Raw genomic sequence first — 1,072 nt, forward strand, 5'->3', positions numbered from 1 at the left:
CAATCCATTATTATTTCTTTCAGTTAAAACAGCCGTTTCCGTACTAAAACGCACATATTTCCCCACTGCAGATAGTGGAAAGCCTGTAATCTTAGAACTTCCCTCTGTTAAACCTCCTAATGAGCTCAAAGCAATAATTTCTGGCTCTTTTTTTGTTTTTATATAAAGGCTCCCATATTTTGATTCGCTTGCGTTAAAATATAGCCCTTCTACGTCAAAGTCATTATAGATCGTCACATCTGATGCAAAGTAATAACCAACCTTTGATTCACCTTTAATCTTTAAATTATACTTTTCTGCAAATAGACTGCATTTTCGCATAGCCGCTGCATCATCTATCACTTTATCTCCAACAGCTCCAAAAAGCTCTAGAGAAATCTCATTTTTCGGTTGTAGTACCCACGCCCCTTGAATGCCATTCACTCGGATGTATTCACCCGCATCATCATTATTTACTATATTTTTATCAAAGAGATAAACACCTGCTCCTATTCCAGTCTCACTATAACCAAGTGTCATTGCTATTGAGCCATTTTTTCTTGGTTTTAGTTGTCTTAACTCTGAAATATTAAGAGCATATTGAATCGTTTCATTATTAATCTTTTCTTGATCTTCGTTAAATTTATTTTGTGTTGACCCCTTATATTCAATTAAATTCGCGGTCCATCCTGCCGCCCCTGCTCCTCCAGCTAAAGCTGTATCAATTGCAGAAGATAATTCACTTACTTTTACATCTGCTTCTTTTGAAATGAGCGGTATTGATTTAAAACGTAGTCCATAGCGCGGTGTAATCATTTTGCATTCATTTATGGCTTCACCTGTATCACTAATATCACGCTCCAAGTTCGCAAACGTTTGATTATCTAACGCCATACTTTTCTCCAGATCATAAAAAAGCACCCGAAGGTGCTGTAATTTGTTTAAGTTTTAGAAAAAGGAATGATCTTTTTCGTAGTATTTATTTGTGTAATTCACACAAGTTAAGCTGTTGGTCATTACACCCTGCGGTGACATTTCCGTGAGCATAAATGCTGATAACTCAGCTTCTTGTGCTTTTACGATTTGATACGTG

The 1,072-nt window shown here is 36.4% G+C and carries 1 pseudogene; it reads right to left on the bottom strand.

Annotated features, from left to right (window positions below):
* Positions 1 to 873: pseudogene (locus C9E89_RS22755) on the bottom strand (hypothetical protein); the annotation flags it as partial.
* Between the last annotated feature and the right edge of the window lie 199 nt (positions 874 to 1,072).

The organism is Acinetobacter sichuanensis (assembly GCF_003024515.2).
GTDB classification, from domain to species: domain Bacteria; phylum Pseudomonadota; class Gammaproteobacteria; order Pseudomonadales; family Moraxellaceae; genus Acinetobacter; species Acinetobacter sichuanensis.